Here is a 17,583-nt window from a genome sequence, read left to right as displayed (position 1 = left end):
AAGAACCTGGTCAACGCCGTTCTGCGCGGCGTCGGCCGCGACGGCCCCGGCCTGACCACGGCGGAATCCAATCTGCCCGACTGGATCGCCGCCCGTTGGAAGGCGGCCTATGGCGAGGCGACGCTGGCCGGCTTGGCCCTGGCCGCCCGCGAGGAGCCGGCGACGGACCTCAGTCTCAAGCCCGGCGTCGATCCCGCCGCCGTCGCCGCCGCCGTCGACGGGGAGGTTCTGCACTCCGGCTTTGGGGGCGGCACGGTCCGCACCGGCCGTCGCGGGGACGTGGCGACCTGGCCCGGCTTCGAGCAAGGCGACTGGTGGGTCCAGGACGCCGCCGCCGCCGTGCCCGGTCGCCTGCTGGGCGCGAAGGCCGGCGAAACCGCGCTGGACATGTGCGCCGCGCCGGGCGGCAAGACGCTGCAACTGGCCGCCGCCGGCGCCTCGGTCGTCGCCCTGGACCGGTCGGCCCCGCGCCTGAAGCGGCTGACCCAGAACCTGGAACGCACCGGCCTGACCGCCGAGGTCGTCGCCGTCCCGGCCGAGGACTGGGACGATTCCCGCACCTTCGACGCCGTGCTGCTGGACGCGCCGTGCACAGCCACCGGCACCTTTCGGCGCAATCCCGAGGTCCTGCGCGCCACCCGTCCTTCGGACGTCGCCAAGCTGGCCGACGTCCAGCATCGGCTGCTGGACGTCGCCGCCGAGCGTGTCAAGCCAGGCGGTCGGCTGGTCTATTGCACCTGCTCGCTGGAGCGCGAGGAGGGCGAGACCCAGATCATCGCCTTCCTGCGCCGCAATCCGGCTTTCCGCACCGTCCCGGCCGACCCCGCCGCCGTGGGCGCGCCGGCGCAGGCCCTGACCCCCGAAGGCTGGCTTCGCATCCTTCCCTCGATGCAGGCCGAGCGCGGGGGGCTGGACGGCTTCTTCGCCGCCAAGCTGGAGCGGATCAGCTAGAGTCAGGCGGGGCCGCCTTGCCCCCGCCTTCGTCCCGTCCTATCCGGGGGCATGGCCGCATCCCCCTTGATCTGTCCGTCCATCCTCGCCAGCGATTTCTCCCGCCTGGGCGACGAGGTCCGCGCCCTGGACGCCGCCGGCGCCGACTGGATCCACATCGACGTCATGGACGGTCATTTCGTGCCGAACCTGACGATGGGTCCTGACATCGTGAAGGCGATCCGGCCCTGCACGACCCGCCCCTTCGACGTTCACCTGATGGTCGCGCCGGTCGACAACTGGCTGGAGGCCTATAGCGATGCGGGAGCGGACATCCTGAGCGTTCATCCCGAAAGCGGGCCGCATCTGCACCGCACCTTGGGCCGCATCCGCCAGCTGGGCGCCAAGGCTGGGATCGTCTTCAACCCGGCCACCTCCCTGTCGATCCTGGAAGAGGTCGTCGATCTGGTGGACCTGGTGCTGATCATGTCGGTCAACCCGGGCTTCGGCGGGCAGAAGTTCATCGATGCGTCCCTGGCCAAGATCGCGCGGGCCCGCGCCATCCTGGACCGCGCCGGGTCGGCCGCGCACCTCCAGGTCGACGGCGGTGTCACCTCCGCCAACGCCGCGGCCTGCGTAGACGCCGGGGCGGACGCCCTGGTCGCCGGCTCCTTCGTGTTCAAGGGCGACTATGCGACCAACATCGCCGCCCTGAAGGCCGTGCCGGAACCGGCGTGAGCCCCCTCGGCCCCTTCGCCCCGCGCGGCTCGGACGGCGGCCCGGAGGTCGCCCCCGGCCATATTCCGGGCCTGGCCGGCGCGCCGGTACGCACGCCGGTGCGCGCCGGCGATGTCCGCGCCGGCCCCGGCCTGTGGCCGGCCCTGGCCGGCCGGCTGGCGACCCGCCAGCTGTGGATCGAACTCTACGGCCTGCCTGGCTACAGCCTGACGCTGGGCGGGCGAAAGGCCGCCGGATTCTCCGCAACGCCGCGCGATTTCCGCCCGCTGGATCCCGAGTTGGCGGCGACCCAGGCCAAGGCGATCCTGGGCGGCCGTTTCGTCCTGGGCGGCGCGACGATGGAGGTCGATGCGCCCGCCGACCCCTGGAACCGCCCCAGCCCGTCGCGCGCCTTCGCCGTCGAACTGCACGCCTTCGAATGGTTGCCCGCCCTGATGACCCAGGGCGAGCGCGGCGCCCGCGAGGCCCTGCGTCTGGTGCTGGGCTGGCAGGACGCCTTCGCCCGCTGGTCGCCCTTCGCGTGGGGACCGGACATCCTGGCGCGGCGCGTCATCCGTCTGTCCTGCGCGGCGCGCAGGCTCGGGGGTGTCGCGACCGAGGCCGAGCGGCTGCGCCTGGCCGACAGCCTGGCGCGCCAGGGCCGCCAGTTGCTGCGCCCGCCCGGCGGCCTGGCCGAGCGGGCGAACAAGCTGACCGCCGCCGCCATCGCCGGCTGCGCCCTGGCCGGGCCGGTCGGCTCGGGGCTGCGGCGTCGCGCTCTGGGCGGCCTGGAAAGCGCGCTGAAGGCCACGGTGCTGGAGGACGGGGGGCACGCGAGCCGCAGTCCCGAGGCCGGGCTTGAACTTCTGCTGGATCTGCTGACCCTTGACGACGCGCTGGCCCAGTTGTCGGAACCGACGCCGGCGTCCGTCTCCGGCGCGATCGGCCGGCTGACCGAGGCGCTTCATGTCCTGGTTCTGCCGGACGGGCGCCTGGCCGCCTTCCAGGGCGGCGGCCCCTCCACGACGGCGCGCGTCGCCGCCGCCCGCGCTCACGACGAGACCGCCGATCCGCGACGCGAGGCCGAGAGCGGCGGCGCCGTGGGCGGGCTAACCCGCATCGCCAGCCCTCTGTTGACCATCGTCGCCGACGCCGCCAGTCCGGCGCGCGGGGCGTGGGGCGCCGGGGCCTGCGCCCAGCCCCTGGCGCTGGAGGTCTGCTGCGGCCGCGACCGGTTGTTCACCGGGTCGGGCTGGACGCCGGCGGCGGTCGATCGCCAGGCGCTGCGCCTGACGCCGGGCCATTCGACCCTGACCCTGGGCGAGCGGTCGCTGAACGATCCGCTGGGCGGCTGGAAGGGCGAGCTTCTGGGGCCGCGCCTGGTGGGGCCGCCGATCCACGTCACCGCCGATCACCGCCAGGGTGATGGCGCGGTGTGGCTGGACCTTGAGCATGACGGCTGGGCCGAGCTGTTCGGCCTGAACCATCAGCGCCGGCTCTACCTGGACCAGCGCCTGGACGAACTGCGCGCCGAGGAGCGGCTGTTCCCAACGCCGGGTCGCAAGGAGATGGTCCGCCAGATCGCGGCTCCCTACGCCATCCGCTTCCATCTGGAGCCGGGGGTTCAGGCCTCGCTGGCGCGCGACCGTCGCTCGATCCTGGTGCGCGGCGCCTCGGGCCGGGGCTGGTGGTTCAGGACCGACGGTCCCGACGTGGCCATCGAGCCCAGCGTCCACATCGACGCTGGACTGACTAGGCGCAGCCTGCAGATCGTCGTGCGTGGCTCGGCCCGCACCGACAGCGAGAGCAAGATCCGCTGGAAACTGAGCCCGGCGGGCGCCAGCGAGCCGTCGTGAAACCGTCCGTGGGGTGACGTGAAGGGCGTTTGGCGTTAGAGGCCGCGCCATCCTCCCCCGGAAACCTTTTCAGACCACGGACGCCGCCCATGCCCGCCGCTCCCGATTTTCCGCCCGCCCCGGACGCGATCAAGCCCGTCCGCGTCCTGATCTCCCTGTCGGACAAGGCGGGGCTGGAGGATGCGGCGCGTACCCTGGCCGGCCTGGGCGTCGAACTGGTCTCGACCGGCGGCACCAAGGCGGCGATCGAGAAGCTGGGCCTGCCGGTCAAGGACGTGGCCGACCTGACGGGCTTTCCCGAGATGATGGACGGGCGGGTCAAGACGCTGCACCCGGTCGTGCATGGCGGCCTTCTGGGCGTGCGCAACGCTCCGACCCACGCCGAGGCGATGACCCAGCACGGCATCGGTCCCATCGATATCGTCTGGATCGACCTCTATCCGTTCGAGAAGACGGTGGAGCAGGGGGGTGGCTTCGAGGCGGCCATCGAGAACATCGACATCGGCGGCCCGGCCATGATCCGCTCGGGCTCCAAGAACCACGGCCATGTCGCCGTCGCCGTGGACGGCGAGTCGATCGGCCTGATCCTCGAGGCGCTGAAGGCGGACGGTTCGACCGATCTGGCGCTGAGGAAGCGTCTCGCCGCCCGCGCCTTCGCCCGCACGGCCGCCTATGACGCCGCCGTCTCGAGCTGGTTCGCCGGCCAGTTGGAGGACGCCGCCCCGGCCCGCAAATCCATCGCCGGTTCGCTGGCCCAGACCCTGCGCTACGGTGAGAACCCGCACCAGACCGGCGCCTTCTACCGCACCGGCGAGCGTCGGCCGGGCGTCGCTTACGCCAGCCAGATCCAGGGTAAGGAACTGGGCTACAACAACATCGCGGACGCCGACGCCGCCTATGAACTGGTCGCAGAGTTCGAGGCCCCGGCCTGCGTCATCGTCAAGCACGCCAACCCGTGCGGCGTCGCCGTGGGCAAGGACCTGTCGGAAGCCTACGCCCGCGCGCTGGAATGCGACGCCGTCTCGGCCTTCGGCGGCGTGATCGCCGTCAACCGGCCGCTGAACGGCGACGACGCCCGCGCCATCACCGGCATCTTCACCGAGGTGGTGATCGCGCCCGGCGCCGACGACGAGGCCAAGGCCGTCTTCGCCGCCAAGAAGAACCTGCGCCTGCTGATCACCGACGGCCTGCCCGATCCGCACGGTCCGGGCGAGGTGTTCCGCAGCGTCGCCGGCGGCTTCCTGGTTCAGTCGCGCGATCGCTCGCTGATCAAGCCGGAAGACCTGAAGATCGTCACGCGCCGCCAGCCGACCCCGACCGAGATCCAGGACATGCTGTTCGCCTTCACCGTGGCCAAGCACGTCAAGTCCAACGCCATCGTCTATGCGAAGGACGGCCAGACGGCCGGAATCGGCGCCGGTCAGATGAACCGTCGCGACTCGGCCCGCATCGCCGCCATCCGCGCCAAGGAGGCGGGCGAAGCCAAGGGTCTGGCGCATTCGCTGGCGGAAGGCTCGGCCTGTGCATCCGAAGCCTTCTTCCCCTTCGCCGACGGCCTGCTGGAAGCGGTCGCGGCCGGCGCCACGGCGGTGATCCAGCCCGGCGGCTCGATCCGGGACGAGGAGGTCATCGCCGCCGCCGACGAGCGGAACATCGCCATGGCCTTCACCGGCGTACGCGTGTTCCGACACTAGGGTTTTTCGAGGCGCGGCGGCTTCAGTCCTCGATGACTTCCTTTTCCGCCGTGCCGCCTTCGCGCCAATAGCCGGCCGCCTTCATCGCCTTGGGATCGAATCCCAGCCCGACGACCTGGGCGCGCAAGGCGCGCGCCACCTGGGCCTCGGCGGCGATCCAGACATAGGCGTCGCGGCGATCTACGTCCGCCAGGGCCGGCTCCACCGCGTCCGACAGGGGCGCGGGATCACTGCGCGCGGCGTCGGCCCGGTCGACCCAGGAGACCGACAGCGTCGCGGCGCTGGCCAGAGGCAGGCGCTCGGACGCGCCCTTCACGGCGATGATCACCGTGGCGCGCACGCTCGCAGGCAACTCCTCCAGCCGCCGGGCGATGGCGGGCAGGGCTGTTTCGTCGCCGATCAGCACATGGTCGGCGAAGGCGGTCGGCACGATGAAGGAGCCGCGCGGTCCGCCGACGCCCAACTGCGCGCCCGGCGTGGCCGCCATCGCCCATTCGGTGGCCGGACCCCCGTGGCCGGTGACGAAGTCGAGCGTCAGGCGCCGCGTCGCCGGATCGTAGGCGCGCGGCGTATAATCCCGCGCCGCCGGCCTCGGCTCCGGGAAGACGGGGCCGTCCGGCCCGACGGTCGGCATGACCGGCGCCTCGCCCGGCCGGGGCGGAAAGACCTTCACATGGTCGTCGAACCCCAGCGACACGAAGCCGTCCAGATCGTCTCCGGTCAGGACGATGCGGCGATAGGTCGGGGTCAGGTCCTCGACCGAGGCGACGCTCAGGGTGCGGAACTTCAGCGCGTGCCGCACTCGCCGGGGAATGCGCAGGGTCTCGCTCATGCCTTTTCCACCCGTTCGGTCGTTTCTTCCAGGATGGCGGCGATGGCCTTCACCTGCGCCTCGGTCAGGGCCGTTTCGCTGGTCAGTCGGGCGTGGATCGCAGCCCGCAGCCGGCCGATGGCTTCCTGGATCGCCTCGGGGCGTCGGGCATGGGCGGCGAACTTGTCCATCCGCGCCTGGACCGAGGCGACGACCTCGCCGTTTTCGGCCAGCAGGGCGCGGCCCGTCTCGGTGATGGCGTAAAGCTTCTTGCCCCCTTCGGCCGTCGCCTCCAGCGCGCCCATCTCCTCCAGCAGGGTCAGCGTCGGATAGATAACGCCGGGGCTGGGCGAATAGGCCCCGCCCAGCCGGGTCTCGACCGCCTTGATCAGTTCATAGCCGTGGCTGGGGGCATGATCGGGCTTTTCCGCGATCAGCGACAGCAGCAGCCAGCGCAGGGCGCCATGATCGAACATACGACCCCCGCCGCGTCGGCCGTGTCCGCGGCCAACGCCGTCGCCGCGGTCCCAGCCCCGGCCCAGACCGCCGCGCATTCCGCGCCCGCGGCCGAAGACCCCGTGTTTGTCGCCGCATCCTTCGCGGCGGTGATGATGGAAGATCCCCTTGGATCGCATTCCCACTTCCTTTTCGATACATCTATTCACGAGCGATTAGATATATCGAAGCAAGGAAAGGTCAAGAGGGCTGGCGTTGCGCCGTCAAGCCGGGCGACACTGGCGGCATGGACGATCTGAACCAGCGCTGGGCCCGGCTTGAGCCGCACATGACGGTGACGGGGCCGGCCGACGACCGCCCGCGTCCGGCGGTCTTGATGTTCCACGGATGCGGCGGTCTTCGGGATCACCTGCCGCGCTACGCTCAGACGGCGGCCGAGGCGGGATGGCGCGCCTTCGTCATCGATTCCTATGCGCCGCGCGGGTGGGGCCGGGCCTTCACCCTGACCGCCGTCTGCACCGGCCTGGCCCTGCGGGGGTATGAGCGGGCGGGCGACGTCCTGGCCGCGATCCAGGGAATCTCCGTCCGGCCGGACGTCGACGCGGATCGCCTGACCCTGGCCGGCTGGAGCCACGGCGGCTGGTCGATCATGGAGATGATGAGCGCGGCGCCCCAGCCGAACGCCATGGGCGTTCGAGACCCGGCTTCGGCGGACCTGTCGGGGGTCAAGGCGGCGTGGCTGGCCTATCCCTACGTCGGGCCGTTCGCCTTCAACAAGCTGAAGCCCTGGCGGCATTGCCCCAAGGTCCTGGCCGTGACCTGCCGCCGCGACCACCTGACAACGGTGCGCAACGCCGAACAGGTCAACGCCATGATCCGCAACTGCGGCGCCGAGGTCGAAAGCTGGATCGCCGAGGGCGCCCACGCCTTCGACGAGCCGACCAACAACGGCCCGATGCGCCACGACCCGGCGCTGGCCGAAGAGGCGCTTCGCCGCTTCCGCGCCTTCCTGGAGGACGCCGCGCCCGCGGCCTGAAAAGATTCCCGACCCGCTGACTTGACGTTCGCCTTACCACGTAACAATTGAAGTTACATGAAACGGGATTCCCGCCTCTCCAATATTCTCCACGCCTTGCTGCACATGGCCGAGCACGAGGCGCGGACGGGCTCGCCCATGACGTCGGATCAGCTGGCGGTCTGCCTGTCCACCAATCCGGTGGTGGTGCGGCGAACCATGGCGGGGCTGCGCGAGCAGGGCCTGGTCGCCTCCGAAAAGGGGCGGGGCGGCGGCTGGCGTCTGGCCCGGTCGCTGGACCAGGTCACCCTGGGCCAGGTGCACGAGGCCCTGGGGGGCGTCGGCCTGATCCCCGACGCGCCGCCGGTGGAGGCGGACGGTTGCCTGGTCGAGGCGGCGGTCAACGACGCCCTGGCCGACACCTACGCCGCCGCCCGCGCCCTGCTGGTCGCGCGGCTGGACTCCTTCACCCTGGCCGATCTGGCGGCGGACTTCTCGCGCCGGATGGCCGCCCATCCTGAAAGGGATCGACTCCATGCCCACGCTCGAAAATCCGATGCCTCATGACGCCGTCATCATCGGCGGCTCCTACGCCGGCCTGTCCGCCGCCATGCAGCTGGTCCGCGCGCGCCGCCGGGTGCTGGTCATCGACGACGGCCGGCCGCGCAACCGCTTCGCCGCTCGCGCGCACGGCGTCCTGGCCAACGACGGCCGGCCGGGGGCCGAGATCGCCGCGGCCGCCCGCGCCCAGGTCGCCGCCTATCCCACCGCCGCCTTCCGCCTGGCCGAGGCGGTGGCGGTCGAGCGGGCCAAGGGCGGTTTCTCCGTCGCCTTCGCCGACGGCACGAAGACCGAGGGTCGCCGCCTGCTGCTGGCCCACGGCGTCGAGGACGTGCTGGCCGACATTCCCGGCGTCCGGGAGCGCTGGGGCCGCACCGCGCTCCATTGCCCCTGGTGCCACGGCTACGAGATCGGCGGCGGCCCCATCGGCGTGCTGGGACGGGGCGAGCACGCCGTCCAGTACGCCGCGACGGTCGCCGAATGGGGCGACGTCACCCTGTTCATGGGCCTGGATCAGGGCCTGTCGCCCGAGGATGCCCACCTGCTGTATCGCCGTGGCGTGATGGTCGAGCCGACGCCGATCGAACGGCTGGAGGGCGAGGCCCCGACCCTGACCGGCGCGCGCCTGGCGGACGGCCGCTTCGTTCCGCTGAAGGCCATTTTCGTCGGCGCCAGCGCCCGCGTCGCCAGCCCCTTCGCCGAACGCCTGGGCTGCGAGATGGTCGACACGCCGATGGGCCGCGTCATCAAGGTGGACGCCCTGCAGCAGACGACCCAGCCGGGCGTCTTCGCCGCCGGAGACTTGGCCCGCGCCGCCTCCAACATCACCCTGGCGACCTCCGACGGCATGCTGGCCGCCCACGCCCTCTTCCGGTCGCTGGTAGAGGAGGAGACGGCGCCCGCTGCCTAGCCCAGCGTCGCCTCGACTGTGATCGTCGCGCGGACGGAGTGGGCCATCTCGCAGTGTTCGTGCGCCTGATGGTGCAGGGCGTCCAGTTCGGCCTGGTCGGGCTGGCGGCCGGTGAATGTGGTGACGGGACGCAGGGTCACGCGGGCCAGATAGCGCTTGCCCGCCTCGTGCTTGTCCAGCTCGCCGGACGCCTCGTCGCGATAGGAATCCAGCGTCAGCCGGGCGTTGGCGGCGAAGGCCAGAAACCACAGCATGTGGCAGCTCGACAGGGAGGCGATCATCGCCTCCTCGGGATCGACGGCCGAGGCGTCCGACATCGGCACGGGCACGCTTTCCGGCGCCGACGACGCCGGCACCACCGCCCCGCCGTCGAAGGTCCAGACGTGGGCGCGGCTGTAGCGCTTGTCGATGAAGGACTGGTCGCCCCGCTTCCACTCGACGGTCGTCCCGTGCGTGCTCATGACCGTTCTCCGTTGTGACTCACGCCCGCCAGAAGCCGACGATCTTCTTGGTTTCGGCCACGACCGGCTCGGCGATGGCCGAAGCGCGCTCCGCCCCGTCCTTCAACACGCGGTCGATCTCGGCCGGGTCGTCCATCAGCCGGCGCATCTCGGCCGTCACCGGCGCCAGGGATTCGACCGCCAGATCCGCCAGCGCCGGCTTGAAGGCGCCGAAGCCCTGGCCGCCGAACTGGGCGATCACCTGTTCGCGCGTAAGTCCGGCCAGGGCGGCGTAGATGGCGACCAGGTTCTTGGCCTCGGGCCGTTCGGCCAGGCCGTCCAGCCTCTCGGGCAACGGCTCCGGGTCGGTCTTGGCCTTCCTGATCTTGGCGGCGATGGTGTCAGCGTCGTCGGTCAGGTTGATGCGGCTGTTATCGGACGGATCGGACTTGGACATCTTGGCCGCCCCATCGCGTAGCGACATCACCCGCGTCGCCGGTCCCTGGATGATCGGCTCCGGAACGGGGAAGAAGCCGGGAACGCCGAAGTCGTTGTTGAACTTGGCGGCGATGTCGCGGGTCAGCTCCAGGTGCTGCTTCTGGTCCTCTCCGACCGGCACCTCGGTGGCCTTGTAGAGGAGAATGTCCGCAGCCTGCAGCACGGGATAGGTGTAGAGGCCGACCGAGGCGCGCTCTTTGTGCTTGCCCGACTTCTCCTTGAACTGGGTCATCCGGTCCAGCCAGCCCAGGCGGGCCACGCAGTTGAAGATCCAGGCCAGTTCGGCGTGGGCGGGCACGGCCGACTGCGGGAAGATGGTCGCGGTCTTGGGGTCCAGGCCCGAGGCCAGGTAGGCGGCGGCGATCTCGCGCGTCTGGGCGGCCAGCTTGTCCGGATCCTGCCACACGGTGATGGCGTGCATGTCGGCCACGAACACCAGGACGGGCGCACCCTGGTCCTGCAGCTCGACGAAGCGTTTCAGCGCGCCGAGATAGTTGCCCAGGTGCAGGGCGCCGGAAGCCTGGATGCCGGACAGGATGCGGCGCGGTCCGGTGTATTGGGCCGGGGTTTGATCGGTCATGGTTCGGGTCTCGAAGAGTCTGTGAGGCAGGCAGGCGAAGGGCGGCGACGGTCAGCCGCGCCATCGCCATCCGGATTGGAAGCCCGAAAACGTCATGGCTCGCGCTTATCGTCTCCCCGCCGGTCAGTCCAGACCGGAGACGGGTCCGGCGCCCGGCTCGCGGCGCAGGGTGGCCTTCAGCTCCGACAGGGTCACGGCCCGGAACAGCAACAGACACAGCCCATAGGCGCCCGCCCCGGCGGCGCAGACGACCAGGACGGCGATCTCCTTGGCCAGAAACAGCCGGCTCAGCAGCGGATAGGCGAGGCTGGCGGCGAACAGCAGGGCCGCCATCACCGCGCTCGCGGCGACGATGCGAGACAGGCGCGAGACGAAGGCCGGCGACGGTCGCCAGCTGTCCTCGCGGATCAGCGTCCCGGCCAGCAGGGCGACATTGACCCAGGCGGACACGCTGGTGGCGATGGCCAGGCCCAGCACCCCGTCCCAGCCGCGCGACCCGAACCAGAAGAACAGCGCCGAGCCCAGCGTCACCGTCAGGATCACCGAGATCACGGCGAAGATCATCGGCCGCCTCGTGTCCTCGCGCGCAAAGAAGGGGGGGGTCAGCACCTTGACCAGGACGAAGGCCGGCACGCCCCAGGCGAACTGGCGCAGCACGTCGGCGGTGCGCGCCGCGTCGGCCGAGGTGAAGGCCGCGCGCGTCACCGTGGCGTCGATGATGAAGAAGGGAATGACGAACAGGGCCACCCCCGCCGGCAAGGCGAAGGCCAGGGCCAGCCCCAGCCCGTCGTCCATCGTCCGGCGCCCGCCCGCATGGTCGCCCGAGACGAAGGCCCGCGTCAACCGCGGCACCAGCGCCAGCCCCAGCGCCACCCCCACCAGGCCCAGCGGCAACTGGTACAGGCGGTCGGCGTTGTACAGGACCGAGCGCGCGCCCTCGTTCGAGCCGGCCAGGAACTGGCTGACCAGGGAGTTGATCTGGAAGGCGCCGCCCGCCAACACGCCGGGCACGGCCAGGGCCAGTGTCCGCTTGACCCCCGCCGTCAGTCGCGGCCAGGACAGGCGGATCGCCACCCCCAGCCGCCGCACGCCCCACCACAGCAGGCCGGCCTGGATGACGCCCGAGACCGTCACCGCCGCGCTGACCGCCATCAGGGTCTCCGGTTGGCTCATGGGAACGAAACTGGGCGCCATCAGCGGAACCAGGGTGCACAGGTTCAGGAACACCGGCACGCCCGCCGACAGGGCGAAGCGCCCCCCGGTGTTCAGCACCCCCGACAGCAGCGAGGCGATGGTCATGCAGGCCAAGTAGGGCATGGTCAGCTGCGCCGCCGTGACCGCCGCCCGCATCACCCCGGCGTCGTCGCGCCAAGCCGACAGCAGCCACGGCATGATCCAGGGCATGGCGACCTGCAGCAGGATGCAGAAGCCGGCGACCACGGCGAAGATGAAGCTCAGCGCCTCGGACGCCGTGACGGCCGCCGCCTCTTCGCCCTCGCGCGCGCGGACCCCGCCGTAGATGGGCACGAAGGCCTGGGCGAAGGCGCCCTCCGCGAACAGTCGCCGGAACATGTTGGGCAGCATCAGGGCGGTGGTGAAGGCGTCCATCATCGGCCCCTGGCCGAAGCGCGCCGACAGGAACAGGTCGCGGGCGAAGCCCAGCACGCGGCTGCCCAGGGTGAGCGTGGCCTGGACCAGGGTGTTGCGGGCGAGACTCATGCGGATTCCAGCGTATGAGCGGTCCGCTTAGCGCGGCTCGGGCTTCGGCGATACGGGTTTGCGCGCCCGGCGCCCCAGTTCGGAGACGTCGCGGGCGCTGGCGCGGGCGGCGACGACCTTGCGGCCGGCCGGGGCGGGGGCGCGGCTGTCCAGCACCGCTTCCAGGGCTTCGCGCAGATCGCGGGCGACGTCCTCGGAGGCGATCTTGCGACCCTTGCGATCCACGACATAGAAGCTGTCGACCGCCCGCTCGCCGAAGCTGGCGACGTGGGCCGAGCGGATGTTCAGCCTCTGGTCGCTGAAGGCGCGCGACAGGGCGGCCAGCAGGCCCGGCCGGTCGGCGCCGGACACCTCGACCACCGTGGCCGTCTCGCTGGCGTGATGGTCGATCATCACCACGGGCCGCACCTCGAAGGCGGCCTTGCGGGCGTTGGCGGCCGGCTCGGGCGCCTTGCCGATGCGGCCCTCGCCGCGCGCGGCGCGCTCCAGCGCCTCCAGCAAGGTCTTCAGCCGTCGGGGCTCGGCCTGGCCGTAGGGCAGGCCCGCGCCGTCCTGCACCCGGAAAACGTCCAGCACGATGCCCTCGGAGGTCGCCACCCGCGCATCGACGATGTCGGCGCCCAGGGCCGCCATGGTCTGGGCCAGGTCGGCGAACAGGCCCGGCCGGTCGGCGGCGGCGATGGAAATCTGTGTCGTCTGCACCGGCAGACCCTCGACCGCCGGGGTGGGCAGGGCCTCGGCCGCCGCGCCCGCCTCTCTCGCTCGCGCCACCAGGGCCGGATGATCGCCCAGCGGATCCTCACGCGCCACGTCCTCGCCCCTGAACAGGGCGGCGACCTGGTTGTAGAGCGTTCGCATCAGCTGGCCCTTCCAGCCGTTCCACACCCCCGGCCCCACGGCGCGGATGTCGGCCACCGTCAGCACCAGCAGCATCCGCAGCCGCTCGGGATCGCCCACCAGTTCGGCGAAGGCGCGCACCGTCGCCGGGTCCGACACGTCGCGCTTCTGGGCGTAGTCGGACAGGGCCAGATGGCTGCGCACCAGCCACACCACCAGCTCGATCCGGCGCGGGTCGACGCCCAGCCGCTCGCAAGCCCGGCGCGCGGCGATGGCTCCGTCCTCCAGCTGGCCGCGTTCGCCGCCCTTGCCGACGTCGTGCAGCAGCATCCCCAGCATCAGGGCTTCCATGTCGTCGATCAGGTGCACGATCTCGGACGCCATCGGATGGTCGGCCTTCAGCTTGCCGCGCGCGATGTCGTTGATGACGCCGATGGCCTGGAGCGTGTGCTCGTCCACCGTATAGGCGTGGTACATGTTGAACTGGGTCTGGCCGACGATCCGGCCCCATTCGGGCAGGAACCGGCCCAGAAGGCCCGTCTCGTTCATCAGGCTCAGCGTGCGATAGGGCCGCTGCCCGTGCGCCAGAATGTCCAGGAAGGCCCGCGTCGCCGCCGGGTCGCGCCTCAGTTTCGGCGTCACCAGCGACAGCGAACGCGTCACCGCCGAATAGGCGTCAGGGTGCAGGTCCAGGTCGTGCTTGTCAGCCTGGACAAACAGGGTCAGCAGCTTGACGGGATCCGCCTGGAACACCTCCGGCCCATCGACCGACAGCCGGCCCTGGTCAATCCACAGCCCCTCCACGTCCAGCCTTCGCCGATTGGGCCGGAACGGGCTCATCAGCCGCGACAGGCCCGAGGCCGTCTTCTGGTGGCGCCCCTCCAGCTTGGCCGACATGGCGCGGGTCAGGGCGCCGACGTCGCGCGCCACCAGGAAGTAGCGGCGCATGAACCGCTCTACCGCCGGCTCGTCGCCGCGCCCCCGCCAGCCCATGCGCCGCGCCACTTCCGGCTGCAGGTCGAAGGTCAGCTTTTCCTCGGCTCGCCCGGCGATCAGGTGCATGTGGATGCGCACCCGCCACAGGAAGTCGAACGCCTCGTCCGAGGTGCGCCGCTCGCGCGCGGTGAACAGTTCGTCCATCACCGTCGCGCCCAGCCGGCTGTCGGGTGCCAGGGACCGGGCGATCCAGAACAGGCTGTTCAGGTCGCGCAGGCCCCCCTTGCCGTCCTTGACGTTGGGCTCGACCTTGTAGCGGATCGCCCCGGCCTTTTCGTGACGCAGGTCGCGCTCCTCCAGCTTGGCGGCGATGAAGGGTCGCGGATCGGACTTCTCGACCATGTCGCGGAACCGCCGGATCATCAGCTCGGCCAACCCTTCGTCCCCCGCCAGGAAGCGCGCTTCCAGCAGGGTCGTCCGAACCGTCATGTCGGATTTGGCCAGGGCCAGGCATTCGTCGATCGAGCGCGCCGCCGGTCCGACCTTGGCCCCAAGGTCCCACAGGACATAGAGGACGAATTCGATCACCTTCTCGCCGCGCGGCGTCGCCTTACCGGGCCGCAGGAACAGCAGGTCCAGGTCGGAGTAGGGCGCCAGGACCCGCCGGCCGTACCCCCCCACCGCCACCAGGGCCAGCCGCTCGCTCTCGACCGGCGACACCGGCCACAGGGTCTCGGTCGCCACGGCCCACAGGGCGGTCAGCATCTCGTCGGCGGCGGCGGCGTACAGGCGCGCCACGTCCCGCCCGTTCATCCCCGCTTCCAGCTTGCGCTCGGCCCGCGCCCGCGCGGCGTCGTAGCCTTCCTTCAGCACGGCGGCTACGGCGGCGCGGGGATCGGCGCCGCGCGCGGCCTCCGTCAGGCGGTCGTCCAGGATCGGCGGCGCGGCGGTCATGGGCGGATCATAGGCGGCGGCGCGGCGGCTGTCGTGCTAAAGGCGCGCCGGTGAGCGAACGCCTCAAGACCTTCATCCGCCAGCGGGCCGCCGAACTGGGCTTCGACGTATGCCGTTTCGCCTCGGCGATCGACGCCTGGCCGGCGGGTGCCCGGCTGCATCATTTCGTGGACGAGGGACGCCACGGCGACATGGGCTGGATGGAAACGACGGTGGATCGCCGCGCCCATCCCACCGCCATGTGGGACGAGGCCCGGACCGCCATCGTCCTGGGCATGAACTACGGCCCCGACGAGAATCCCTTGGACCAGCTGGCCGACCGTTCGGCTGGGTACATCTCCGTCTATGCGCGCGGCGACGACTATCACGAGGTCATCAAGGGCCGGCTGAAGACGCTGGCGGGCCAGATTGCGGCCCGCAACGGTCAGGACATCAAGGTCTTCGTCGACACCGCGCCCCTGATGGAAAAGCCCTTGGCCCAGCGCGCCGGCCTGGGCTGGCAGGGCAAGCACACCAATCTGCTCAGCCGCACCCACGGCAACTGGCTGTTCCTGGGAACCATCCTGACCGCCGCCGAGATCGAACCGGACGCGCCCGAGACCGAACATTGCGGCCGCTGCACCGCCTGTCTCGACGCCTGCCCCACCAACGCCTTCCCCGCGCCGTTCCAGCTCGATGCGCGGCGCTGCCTGTCCTATCTGACCATCGAATACGCCGGCCCCTGGCCTGTGGAGTTCCGCACCGCCACGGGCTCGCGCCTCTATGGCTGCGACGACTGCCTGGCGGTCTGCCCGTGGAACAAGTTCGCGCAAGCAGGCCGCGAGATGCGGCTGCAGCCGCGCGAGGGCCTTCAGGCGCCACGCCTGGCCGACCTGGCGGCGCTGGACGACGCGGCCTTTCGCGCCCTGTTCGCCAAGAGCCCGGTCAAGCGCATCGGCCGCGACCGGTTCATGAGAAACGTCCTCTACGCCATCGGCAATTCGGATGATCCGTCGCTGATCGCCCCGGCGCGCGCGCTGCTGGGCGATCCGGCCCCGCTGGTGCGCGGCGCCGCCGTCTGGGCCCTGTCGCGTCTGATGCCGCCCGAAGCCTTCGCCGCCCTGCGGACGGCAAGTTCAGAGCACGATCCCGATGTCCTGGCCGAATGGGACCGCGCCGCCTGAGGCCCTTCGGTTAAAGGAGGAGAGGGGGCGAAGCCTCAGCCCATCGCCGTCGCGCCGCCGCCGATCGGTCCGCCGCCCGGCGCCTTGGCTATGTCCAGCAACTTCAGGCGGAAGATCAGCACGGCGTTGGGCGGGATGGCCGGCGGACCGCCACGCTCGCCATAGCCCAGCTCGGGCGGCACATAGAGGATCCATTCATCGCCGACGCGCATCTTCTGCAGCGCCTCGGTCCAGCCGGGCACCACCGTCTCGGGCGTGAAGATGGCCGGGGCGCCGCGCGCGAAGGAGCTGTCGAACACCTCCCCGTCGACCAGCTTGCCCTCGTATTCCACCTTGACCAGATCGTTGCGGTCGGGGCTTTCGCCGCCGTCCGGCCCGGACTGGACCACCTGATACTGCAGGCCGCTGGGCAGGGTCTGGACGCCGTCTTTCCGCGCGTTCGTCTGCATGAAGGCGGCGGCCTCGGCCTTGCCCGCCTCGGGGTCGATCACGGCCGGCTCGCCGCAGGCCGACAGCAGCAGGCCCGCCAGAGCCGCGGCCCTAGCCCATGCGAAGTTCATATCCCCGGTCCTTCAAGGCGTCGCCGATCTCGTCGGCGTGGGCGCTATCGCGCGTTTCGACCATGATGTCGAACTCGGCGCCCTTGGCTGGCACGTCCAGCGCCAGGCGGTTGTGGACCACGTCGATGATGTTGCCGCCCAGGCCCCCGATCACCGCCGCCATGGCCGACAGCATCCCCGGCCGGTCGTCGCCCAGGATGCGATAGACGATCAGTCTGCGCTCGCGCACCATCTCGCGGTTCAGAACCACCGCCAGCATCCGCGCGTCGATGTTGCCGCCGGTCAGTTCGATGCCGACCTTCATGCCCCTGAACCGTTCGGGATAGCGCAGCAGCGTCGCCAGGCCGCCCGCGCCGGCGCCCTCGCACACCGTCTTCTCCATCGTCGCCATGAAGGAGACGCCGCGCTCGAAATCGGCCTCGTCCACCACGAAGACCTCGTCGATCAGGCGGTCCGCCAGACCGAAGGGGATGTCGCCCACCGCCTTGATGGCGATGCCCTCGGCGATGGTCTGGCCCGTGCAGACCGGCGGCTGGCCCGCCCGCTTGGCGGTGAAGGACGGATAGCGCGCCGCCTCAACCCCATAGACCTTGATCTCCGGCTTCAGGGCCTTGGCGGCGATGGCGCAGCCGGCGATCAGGCCGCCCCCGCCGATCGGCACGATCAGCGCCTCCAGGTCCGGCGCGTCCTCCAGGAATTCGAGCGCGCAGACGCCCTGGCCCGCCACGATTCCCTCGTCGTCGAAGGCCGAGACGAAGACATAGCCCTTTTCCGTCTCCAGTCGCTTGGCCTCCTCGGTCGAGGCGGTGAAGTCCAGGCCGTGGATCACCACCGTCGCGCCGTGCTGGCGGGTGCCGTTGATCTTGGCGAAGGGGGTGCCCTCGGGCATGACGATGGTCACGGGCACGCCCAATCTTCCCCCGTGATAGGCCAGGGCCTGGGCGTG

At 70.9% G+C, this 17,583-nt stretch carries 17 protein-coding genes; 9 read left to right on the top strand and 8 right to left on the bottom strand.

What is annotated here, in order from left to right; translation table 11 throughout:
* The 4 genes from B2U11_RS12425 to purH all read left to right on the top strand — a co-directional run.
* A partial coding sequence (locus B2U11_RS12425) for an RsmB/NOP family class I SAM-dependent RNA methyltransferase (RefSeq protein ID WP_292072101.1) occupies nucleotides 1–951 on the top strand: 951 nt, incomplete at its 5' end.
* A gap of 51 nt (nucleotides 952–1,002) precedes the next feature.
* Nucleotides 1,003–1,668: a ribulose-phosphate 3-epimerase gene (gene rpe, locus B2U11_RS12420; RefSeq protein WP_292072099.1), complete on the top strand. Its 666-nt coding sequence runs from the start codon at nucleotides 1,003–1,005 to the stop codon at nucleotides 1,666–1,668.
* On the top strand, nucleotides 1,665–3,503 hold the full coding sequence (locus B2U11_RS12415; protein WP_292072097.1) for a heparinase II/III family protein: 1,839 nt from the start codon (nucleotides 1,665–1,667) through the stop codon (nucleotides 3,501–3,503). The genes rpe and B2U11_RS12415 overlap by 4 nt, the downstream gene beginning before the upstream one ends.
* 89 nt (nucleotides 3,504–3,592) lie before the next feature.
* Nucleotides 3,593–5,197, top strand: a complete 1,605-nt coding sequence (purH, locus tag B2U11_RS12410; protein WP_292072095.1) for a bifunctional phosphoribosylaminoimidazolecarboxamide formyltransferase/IMP cyclohydrolase — start codon at nucleotides 3,593–3,595, stop codon at nucleotides 5,195–5,197.
* A 22-nt stretch (nucleotides 5,198–5,219) separates the two neighbouring features.
* Here the strand turns inward: purH and B2U11_RS12405 are convergent, their stop codons facing one another.
* Both B2U11_RS12405 and B2U11_RS12400 read right to left on the bottom strand, forming a co-directional pair.
* Nucleotides 5,220–6,029 carry a siderophore-interacting protein gene (locus tag B2U11_RS12405; protein WP_292072093.1) on the bottom strand — a complete coding sequence of 270 codons (810 nt, stop codon included), beginning with the start codon at nucleotides 6,027–6,029 and terminating at the stop codon, nucleotides 5,220–5,222.
* The gene (locus tag B2U11_RS12400; RefSeq protein ID WP_292072091.1) at nucleotides 6,026–6,484 is read right to left on the bottom strand and encodes a helix-turn-helix transcriptional regulator; all 459 of its coding nucleotides are present in this window, start codon (nucleotides 6,482–6,484) and stop codon (nucleotides 6,026–6,028) included. The genes B2U11_RS12405 and B2U11_RS12400 overlap by 4 nt, the downstream gene beginning before the upstream one ends.
* On the opposite strand from B2U11_RS12400, the gene B2U11_RS12395 reads away from it, so the two are divergent.
* Genes B2U11_RS12395 through B2U11_RS12380 form a run of 4 tightly spaced genes read left to right on the top strand, consistent with a single transcriptional unit; the run spans nucleotide 6,473 to nucleotide 8,950 of the window.
* Nucleotides 6,473–6,763 (top strand): hypothetical protein, encoded by a 291-nt coding sequence (locus tag B2U11_RS12395; protein ID WP_292072090.1) that lies wholly within the window; start codon nucleotides 6,473–6,475, stop codon nucleotides 6,761–6,763. The two genes, B2U11_RS12400 and B2U11_RS12395, sit on opposite strands and share 12 nt — an antisense overlap.
* On the top strand, nucleotides 6,751–7,500 hold the full coding sequence (locus B2U11_RS12390; RefSeq protein ID WP_292072089.1) for a dienelactone hydrolase family protein: 750 nt from the start codon (nucleotides 6,751–6,753) through the stop codon (nucleotides 7,498–7,500). Before B2U11_RS12395 ends, B2U11_RS12390 begins: the two co-directional genes overlap by 13 nt.
* 57 nt (nucleotides 7,501–7,557) lie before the next feature.
* Nucleotides 7,558–8,046, top strand: coding sequence for an Rrf2 family transcriptional regulator (locus B2U11_RS12385; protein ID WP_292072086.1), 489 nt, complete (start codon nucleotides 7,558–7,560; stop codon nucleotides 8,044–8,046).
* Entirely contained in the window at nucleotides 8,015–8,950 is a 936-nt protein-coding gene (locus B2U11_RS12380) for an NAD(P)/FAD-dependent oxidoreductase (protein WP_292072084.1), read from the top strand. The genes B2U11_RS12385 and B2U11_RS12380 overlap by 32 nt, the downstream gene beginning before the upstream one ends.
* On the opposite strand, the gene B2U11_RS12375 is transcribed toward B2U11_RS12380, so the two are convergent.
* The 4 genes from B2U11_RS12375 to glnD all read right to left on the bottom strand — a co-directional run bounded on the left by B2U11_RS12375 (nucleotide 8,947) and on the right by glnD (nucleotide 14,914).
* Nucleotides 8,947–9,411 (bottom strand): OsmC family protein, encoded by a 465-nt coding sequence (locus B2U11_RS12375; RefSeq protein WP_292072082.1) that lies wholly within the window; start codon nucleotides 9,409–9,411, stop codon nucleotides 8,947–8,949. The genes B2U11_RS12380 and B2U11_RS12375 overlap by 4 nt on opposite strands.
* 19 nt (nucleotides 9,412–9,430) lie before the next feature.
* A complete protein-coding gene (trpS, locus tag B2U11_RS12370; protein ID WP_292072080.1) occupies nucleotides 9,431–10,468 on the bottom strand; it encodes a tryptophan--tRNA ligase in 1,038 nt (345 codons plus the stop codon).
* Nucleotides 10,469–10,591: 123 nt separating this feature from the next.
* Nucleotides 10,592–12,187 carry a murein biosynthesis integral membrane protein MurJ gene (murJ, locus tag B2U11_RS12365; protein ID WP_292072078.1) on the bottom strand — a complete coding sequence of 532 codons (1,596 nt, stop codon included), beginning with the start codon at nucleotides 12,185–12,187 and terminating at the stop codon, nucleotides 10,592–10,594.
* 27 nt (nucleotides 12,188–12,214) lie between these two features.
* Nucleotides 12,215–14,914, bottom strand: a complete 2,700-nt coding sequence (gene glnD, locus B2U11_RS12360) for a [protein-PII] uridylyltransferase (protein WP_292072076.1) — start codon at nucleotides 14,912–14,914, stop codon at nucleotides 12,215–12,217.
* Nucleotides 14,915–14,964: 50 nt separating this feature from the next.
* Between glnD and queG the strand changes: the two genes are divergently transcribed.
* On the top strand, nucleotides 14,965–16,077 hold the full coding sequence (gene queG / locus B2U11_RS12355; RefSeq protein WP_292072074.1) for a tRNA epoxyqueuosine(34) reductase QueG: 1,113 nt from the start codon (nucleotides 14,965–14,967) through the stop codon (nucleotides 16,075–16,077).
* A gap of 35 nt (nucleotides 16,078–16,112) precedes the next feature.
* Here the strand turns inward: queG and B2U11_RS12350 are convergent, their stop codons facing one another.
* Together B2U11_RS12350 and B2U11_RS12345 are read right to left on the bottom strand one after the other, a co-directional pair.
* Nucleotides 16,113–16,637, bottom strand: a complete 525-nt coding sequence (locus B2U11_RS12350) for an FKBP-type peptidyl-prolyl cis-trans isomerase (RefSeq protein WP_201215728.1) — start codon at nucleotides 16,635–16,637, stop codon at nucleotides 16,113–16,115.
* Nucleotides 16,618–17,583 (bottom strand): pyridoxal-phosphate dependent enzyme (locus tag B2U11_RS12345; protein ID WP_292072071.1); only part of this gene is annotated, 966 nt, incomplete at its 5' end. The genes B2U11_RS12350 and B2U11_RS12345, both read right to left, overlap by 20 nt.

This window comes from Brevundimonas sp. UBA7534, from assembly GCF_002479325.1.
GTDB lineage: Bacteria > Pseudomonadota > Alphaproteobacteria > Caulobacterales > Caulobacteraceae > Brevundimonas.
This window is presented reverse-complemented; position numbering and strand designations above follow the sequence as displayed.

Bases quoted from the DNA above. Each gene is read 5' to 3' on its own strand.
- rpe (WP_292072099.1), top strand. From the start codon at position 1,003: ATGGCCGCATCCCCCTTGATCTGTCCGTCCATCCTCGCCAGCGATTTC.
- glnD (WP_292072076.1), bottom strand. From the start codon at position 14,914: ATGACCGCCGCGCCGCCGATCCTGGACGACCGCCTGACGGAGGCCGCG.
- B2U11_RS12405 (WP_292072093.1), bottom strand. From the start codon at position 6,029: ATGAGCGAGACCCTGCGCATTCCCCGGCGAGTGCGGCACGCGCTGAAG.
- B2U11_RS12350 (WP_201215728.1), bottom strand. From the start codon at position 16,637: ATGAACTTCGCATGGGCTAGGGCCGCGGCTCTGGCGGGCCTGCTGCTG.
- B2U11_RS12395 (WP_292072090.1), top strand. From the start codon at position 6,473: ATGATCGAACATACGACCCCCGCCGCGTCGGCCGTGTCCGCGGCCAAC.
- trpS (WP_292072080.1), bottom strand. From the start codon at position 10,468: ATGACCGATCAAACCCCGGCCCAATACACCGGACCGCGCCGCATCCTG.
- B2U11_RS12380 (WP_292072084.1), top strand. From the start codon at position 8,015: ATGCCCACGCTCGAAAATCCGATGCCTCATGACGCCGTCATCATCGGC.
- B2U11_RS12390 (WP_292072089.1), top strand. From the start codon at position 6,751: ATGGACGATCTGAACCAGCGCTGGGCCCGGCTTGAGCCGCACATGACG.
- murJ (WP_292072078.1), bottom strand. From the start codon at position 12,187: ATGAGTCTCGCCCGCAACACCCTGGTCCAGGCCACGCTCACCCTGGGC.
- B2U11_RS12375 (WP_292072082.1), bottom strand. From the start codon at position 9,411: ATGAGCACGCACGGGACGACCGTCGAGTGGAAGCGGGGCGACCAGTCC.
- purH (WP_292072095.1), top strand. From the start codon at position 3,593: ATGCCCGCCGCTCCCGATTTTCCGCCCGCCCCGGACGCGATCAAGCCC.
- B2U11_RS12385 (WP_292072086.1), top strand. From the start codon at position 7,558: ATGAAACGGGATTCCCGCCTCTCCAATATTCTCCACGCCTTGCTGCAC.
- B2U11_RS12400 (WP_292072091.1), bottom strand. From the start codon at position 6,484: ATGTTCGATCATGGCGCCCTGCGCTGGCTGCTGCTGTCGCTGATCGCG.